Annotated in this window: 6 protein-coding genes; 2 read left to right on the forward strand and 4 right to left on the reverse strand. The window is 62.7% G+C overall.

The genetic code is table 11. From position 1 onward, the window contains the following. Positions 1-162: 162 nt before the first annotated feature. Positions 163-846 carry a type 1 glutamine amidotransferase domain-containing protein gene (locus tag NA637_RS23630; protein ID WP_256074929.1) on the forward strand — a complete coding sequence of 228 codons (684 nt, stop codon included), beginning with the start codon at positions 163-165 and terminating at the stop codon, positions 844-846. Here NA637_RS23630 and NA637_RS23635 read toward each other — a convergent pair. The 4 genes from NA637_RS23635 to phhA form a co-directional block, all read right to left on the reverse strand. Then, positions 750-1679 carry an EAL domain-containing protein gene (locus NA637_RS23635; protein ID WP_256074930.1) on the reverse strand — a complete coding sequence of 310 codons (930 nt, stop codon included), beginning with the start codon at positions 1677-1679 and terminating at the stop codon, positions 750-752. The genes NA637_RS23630 and NA637_RS23635 overlap by 97 nt on opposite strands. A 273-nt stretch (positions 1680-1952) precedes the next feature. After that, on the reverse strand, positions 1953-3149 hold the full coding sequence (locus NA637_RS23640) for an amino acid aminotransferase (protein WP_256074931.1): 1197 nt from the start codon (positions 3147-3149) through the stop codon (positions 1953-1955). Beyond that, positions 3146-3502: a 4a-hydroxytetrahydrobiopterin dehydratase gene (locus NA637_RS23645; protein ID WP_256074932.1), complete on the reverse strand. Its 357-nt coding sequence runs from the start codon at positions 3500-3502 to the stop codon at positions 3146-3148. Before NA637_RS23645 ends, NA637_RS23640 begins: the two co-directional genes overlap by 4 nt. A gap of 140 nt (positions 3503-3642) precedes the next feature. After that, positions 3643-4428, reverse strand: a complete 786-nt coding sequence (phhA, locus tag NA637_RS23650; RefSeq protein ID WP_256074933.1) for a phenylalanine 4-monooxygenase — start codon at positions 4426-4428, stop codon at positions 3643-3645. Positions 4429-4694: 266 nt separating this feature from the next. Between phhA and NA637_RS23655 the strand changes: the two genes are divergently transcribed. Then, positions 4695-6251, forward strand: coding sequence for a sigma-54-dependent transcriptional regulator (locus NA637_RS23655; protein WP_256074935.1), 1557 nt, complete (start codon positions 4695-4697; stop codon positions 6249-6251). The last annotated feature ends 91 nt before the right edge of the window (positions 6252-6342 follow it).

Consider the following 6342-nt stretch of genomic DNA (forward strand, 5'->3'; position numbering starts at 1 on the left):
TGCCGGCGAAGCCTCCTACGAGACGCCGCGACTTTAGCCAGCGCCAAGCACCGCGCAACGCAGGACGAGAAGGTACGCGGACAACACCAATCGATCGATTCCCCACCCCCATGGTCGAGATGAACCATGGCCCGCATCCAGGCCCGGTTAAAAGGAGACCCCATGAAAGTCCTCATCGTCCTCACATCCCACGACAAGCTCGGCGACACCGGCAAACCCACCGGCTTCTGGCTAGAAGAATTCGCCGCCCCTTACTACGTCTTCAGGGACGCTGGCGCCGAAATCGTCCTCGCCTCACCCAAGGGTGGTCAGCCCCCGCTGGATCCGAAAAGCGATGCGCCGGACGCCCAGACCGAGATGACCCAGCGCTTCAAGAACGACGCCGAGTCCCAAGCGCTGCTGGCCAACACGCACAAGCTGGACGAGGTATCGGCAGCGGACTTCGATACGGTGTTCTATCCCGGCGGTCACGGCCCGCTGTGGGACCTGACGGGCAATGCAACGTCCATCGCCCTTATCGAATCCTTCATCAAGGCACGCAAGCCCGTAGCGGCGGTCTGTCATGCGCCTGCCGCCCTGGTACAGGTGCGCGGCGTGGATGGTGAATACCTTGTCAAAGGCAAGCGCGTCACCGGCTTTACCAATACCGAGGAGGCGGGGGTACAGCTCACTGAGGTGGTGCCCTTCCTGCTGGAAGACAAGCTGAAGGAGATCGGTGGCGACTACAGCAAGGGGCCGGACTGGTCGTCCTATGTGCTGGTCGATGGCCTGCTCGTCACAGGCCAGAACCCGGCGTCCTCGGAAGAGGCCGCCCGCGAGTTGCTCAAACTGTTGAAGGCCGGCTGAACCGGGCTCAAGCTCGACAGTCCGCCCGGCCACGCCAGGGAATCGGCGTGGCTGCAGGTCTCGAACAGCGGTTTGCTGAACAGATAGCCCTGCATCAGGCTGATGCCCAGGTCGCGCAAAGCCTTGCATTCATCCGGCGTTTCCACGCCCTCGGCGATCACCTGGATGCCCAGCTCGTTGCAAATGCCCACCGTGCCGCGGACGATGGCCTGGCGCGAACGGCTCTGATCGATGCTGCGGATCAGGTCCATGTCCAGCTTGATGAGGTCGGGCTGGAAGTCGGCAAGCAGATTGAGTCCGGCAAAGCCGGCACCAAAGTCATCAATGGCCGTGAGAAAGCCGATGCGCTGGTATTCACGGAAAACCTCGGTCAGCCACTTGGCATCGCTGATGCGCTCGCCTTCGACGGTCTCGAAGATGATCTGCTCAACGGGAAAATTGTGGGCGCGGGCGGCTTCCAGCGTCGAGCGGATGCACAGCTCGGGACGGTAGATCGCGTTCGGCAGGAAATTGATCGATAGCTTGCTCTGCATGTTCAGCTTGACGGCTGTCTTGATGGCCTTGACCCGGCAGGCCTGGTCGAAGCGGAAGCGATTGTCCTCGGTCACCTGCGACAGCACGCTGGGCGCCGGTTCTCCATTTACGCCACGAACCAGAGCCTCGTGGGCGAAGATGTGCTGATGATGGATGTCGACGATGGGTTGGTAGGCATAACTGAAGCGAAAGCCGAGGCGCTCGCCGCTGGCGCAGCTGGGGCAGGCGCCGTGGTCGCTGGCCGAATGGCAGCTGTATTCCGATGGGGCAGGGTTACCGTCTGTGTTGCTTTGAATCATGGGCGAACTCGCTCGAAACCTGTTGCTGAAAGATAGCGGCTAATCTGGCCGAGACTGGAGTCCGTTCGTCACCAGAGGGCCATTCCACAAGAATGACCAGGCGTCATAGTAAATCAGAAACTTTAGGAATGATGGCTAAATGCTACGACATTAAGAATTAAGTCGAGTTCCTCTTTCCGCAGTGAGCTTCGTCGTTGTGGCGGGGCCATCCGTTTCGGCAGGAATAAAAAAGGCCGGCATGACAGCCGGCCTCCTGTGCTTCGCTGCGGCGGCTTATGCCGTGACGCGGGCGATGGCGGCCGCCAGTTGATCGAGGCGTGCGGCATCCAGCCCGGCGATATTCGCCCGTCCGCTTTCCACCAAATACACCGAATCGTCACGCCGCAGGCGCAGCACCTGGTCGGCAGTGAGGCCCGTGTAGGAGAACATTCCGCGTTGCTGCGCAATGTGCGCGAAGCGCTCGGCGAGGCCGTGCGGCGCCAGCGCCTCCACCAGCCCCTGACGAAGCCCGGCGATGCGCTCGCGCTTGGCTGCAACCTCTTGCTGCCAGAGCTGGCGCAATTCGGGGTTTGCCAGAATCGTCGCCACCACGGCCGCGCCATGGGACGGCGGAGTCGACCAGAGATTGCGCGCCACCGAGGCAAACTGGCTGCGCACGTCGATCAACGACTCGCCGTTGGCAGCCACTGCGATCAGCGCGCCGGTACGCTCGCGGTAAAGCCCGAAGTTTTTCGAGCAGGAACTGGTGATCAGCACTTCCGGCAGCGCTTCGACGAACAGCCGTACCGCCCAGGCGTCTTCGTCCAGTCCATCGCCGAATCCCTGGTAAGCGAAGTCGAACAGCGGCAATAGCTCGCGTTGGCGCACGATTTCCAGCACCCGGCGCCAGTCGTTCTGACTCAGGTCGTAGCCCGTGGGGTTGTGGCAGCAGGCATGCAGCAGCACCACGTCGCCGCTGGGAATCTGCTCCAGCGCGGCGAGCATACCCGGCACGTCGAGGCGGTTCTGCGCATCGACATAGGGGTAATGCTCGACCTTCAAGCGGGCGGCGGCGAACAGGGTTTGGTGGATCGGCCAGGTTGGGTCGCTGAGCCAGAGGCTGCGCCCCGGCAAGCACTTGGCGATGAACTCGCCGACCAGCCGCAGCGCGCCGGTGCCGCCCGGTGTCTGGGTGCAGCCGGCGCGGTGCTCGACCAGCGCTGGCGAGCCCTCACCGAGCGCCAGCTGCAGCAGCTGCTCGCCAAACAGCGGATCGCCGTGGCCGCTGATGTAGCTCTTGGTCTGCTCGCTGTCGATCAGCCGCTGCTCGGCCAGCTTGACCGCTCGGGGGATCGGCGTCAGGCCCAAGGCGTCCTTGTACACGCCCACGCCCAGGTCGAGCTTGGCCGGATTGGGATCGGCGCGGTAGGCGTCCAGCAGGCCGAGTATCGGATCGCCGGGAACCCGCGCGACATCAGCGAAGTGTTTCACTTGCGACCTTCGGCGGTTTTCGCGACCTCGTCGGTACGCGCGGCCATGATGAAGTCGTTGCGGTGCAGCCCTTTGATCGAATGGCTCCACCAGGTCACGGTGACCTTGCCCCATTCGGTGAGCAGGCCCGGGTGATGACCCTCGGCTTCGGCGATCTCGCCAACCGCGTTGGTGAAGGCCAGTGCGTGGCGGAAGTTGCGGAACAGGAAGACACGCTCCAGCTCCATGTGGTCGCCACGCACTTCGATGTTCCAGTCGGGAATTTCGCGGATCAGCTCGGCCAGTTCGTCATCGGAGACCTTGGGTGCATCGGCGCGGCAGGCTTCGCATTGGGCTTGGGCGAGGGCGGTCATGGTGTAGATCCCTTTCTTGATGATTGAAGTCGTTCGAAGGTTGAAGCTTAGGCAAGGTGGTGGGCTGAAGCCCACCCTACAGAACAGATGGCACCCGTAGGGTGGGCTTTAGCCCACCACGAGCATCACACAGGGCCGAATCACGCCGCCTTTGGCGGAAACTTCGGCTGGTGCAGGCCCAGCTGCATGGCGGTGCGTACGTGCGCCATGATGTCTTCATGGGCCACATCGAACAGTCGCTTGAGCTCGGGCAGAACGAAATACACCGGCTGCAGGATGTCGATGCGATAAGGGGTGCGCATCGCTTCGACAACATCGAACGCCTGATGATCGGGTTCGTCGGAAAGGCTGTAGAGCGTCTCCTTCGGCGAGGAGAGGATGCCGCCACCATAGATGCGCCGGCCCGCCGAAGTCTCCACCAGGCCGAACTCGATGGTCATCCAGTACAGCCGGGCCAGGTAGACGCGCGCTTCCTTGGTCGCCTTGAGGCCAAGCTGGCCGTAGGTGTGGGTGAACTCGGCAAACCAGGGGTTGGTCAGCAGCGGGCAGTGACCGAATATCTCGTGGAAGATGTCGGGTTCCTGCAGGTAGTCCAGTTCTTCCGGTGTGCGGATGAAGGTGGCTACCGGAAAGCGTTTACTCGCCAGCAGCTCGAAAAAGGTCTGGAACGGAATCAGCGCCGGGACCCGCGCCACCTGCCAGCCGGTGGTCGCATCCAGCACGCGGTTGATTTCGCCCAACTGGGGGATGCGGTCGTGGGGCAGGGCAAGCTGTTCGATGCCGTCCAGGTATTCCTGGCAAGCGCGGCCGTCGAGCAGTTTCAGCTGGCGTTCGATCAGCGTTTGCCAAACTGCATGTTCACTGTCCGGGTAGTGGATATGACCTTGCGCATCCGGTTCGCGGGCAACGTATTGGGTGGCTTTCATCTGACCTCCTGAGCGGGGCGGCCGCCTGAGACTTGTTGTTATGGATGCCTCATCTGATCGCGTTCGGCCCTCTCTGGCGACCCGAGCGAGGCTGCCTTGCAACAATCTGTCTCTGATGTGCGTAACGAAATAATTACGATGCGGTGTGGTTGCATGAAAAATCGCCTTGCTCGGCTTCGTGCCTGTCAAATAATCTTGACGAAAATCAACGGCGATCTGCAGAAAACCCGGCGCCGCTCCTGACAACAAGCCCAAAGGCCCCTTGCATGCGTATCAAGATTCACTGCCAGAACCGCCTCGGCATCCTCCGTGAGATGCTCGAATTGCTGGTCGCCTACGGCATCAACGTGGCGCGTGGCGAAGTGGGTGGCGAGCACGGTAACGCCGTTTACCTGCATTGCCCCAACCTGATGAACCTGCAGCTACAGGCGCTGCGACCGAAGATCGAGGCACTGCAGGGCGTGTTCGAGGTGCGCAAGGTCGGGTTGATGCCCAGCGAACGGCATTCACTGGAGCTCAATGCGCTGCTCGGCGCGCTGGAATTTCCGGTGCTGTCCATCGATATGACAGGCGCCATCGTCGCGGCCAACCGTTGCGCGGCGCAGTTGCTCGGGGTTCGCGTGGATGAGGTGCCGGGCATGAGCCTGTCGCGCTACGCCGATGATTTCGACCTGCCGGAATTGGTGCGCGCCAACAAGGCGCGGATCAACGGCCTGCGTGTGACCATCAAGGGCGACATGTTCCTTGCAGACATCGCGCCCTTGCAGTCGGAGCACGATGACAGCGAAGCCCTGGCCGGTGCGGTGCTGACGTTGCATCGTGCCGACCGCGTCGGCGAGCGTATCTACAACGTGCGCAAGCAGGAGCTGCGCGGCTTCGACAGCATCTTCCAGAGCTCGAAAGTGATGGCCGCCGTGGTCCGCGAGGCGCGACGGATGGCCCCGCTGGATGCGCCGCTGCTGATCGAAGGCGAGACCGGTACTGGCAAGGAATTGCTCGCGCGCGCCTGTCACCTGTCCAGCCCGCGCGGGCAATCGCCGTTCATGGCCCTCAACTGCGCGGGCCTGCCGGAATCCATGGCTGAAACCGAGCTGTTCGGCTACGGCCCCGGCGCTTTCGAAGGCGCACGGCCCGAAGGCAAGCTCGGCCTGCTCGAGCTGACCTCCGGCGGCACGCTGTTTCTCGATGGCGTGGGGGAGATGAGCACACGGCTGCAAGCCAAGCTTGTGCGTTTCTTGCAGGATGGCTGCTTTCGTCGGGTCGGCAGCGACCAGGAGGTGTACCTGGATGTGCGGGTGATCTGCGCGACGCAGCTGGACCTGTCCGAACTCTGCGCCAAGGGCGAGTTTCGCCAGGACCTGTATCACCGCCTCAACGTGCTGTCGCTGCACATTCCGCCGCTGCGTGAATGCCTGGACGGGCTGGAACCGCTGGCGCTGCACTTTCTCGATCAGGCCAGCCGGCAGATCGGTTGCGCCTTGCCGAGCCTCTCGCCGGCAGCCCTTGAGCGTTTGGCCGGCTATCACTGGCCGGGCAACGTCAGGCAGCTGGAGAACACGCTGTTCCAGGCGGTTTCGCTGTGCGATGGCGGACTGATCAAGCCCGAGCACATCCGGCTGCCCGACTACGGGACGCCGGCACCGCTGGGCGATTTTTCGCTGGAGGGCGATCTGGGCAGTATCGTCGGACGCTTCGAAAAAGCGGTGTTGCAGGAGCTGTATCAACGCCATCCCAGCAGCCGGCTCTTGGGCAAGCGGCTAGGAGTTTCGCATACCACCGTCGCCAACAAGCTACGTGAGCACGGGATCGGCAAGGAAGGCTGACCGCCGCTGCGCTGCAGCACCTATCCGTGGGAGCCAGCTTGCTGGCGAATCGGGGGTGGGGCGTGGTATCGGCGTCGCGTTAGAGGGCTGG

This window comes from Stutzerimonas stutzeri (genome assembly GCF_024448935.1).
Taxonomy (GTDB): Bacteria; Pseudomonadota; Gammaproteobacteria; order Pseudomonadales; family Pseudomonadaceae; genus Stutzerimonas; species Stutzerimonas stutzeri_AO.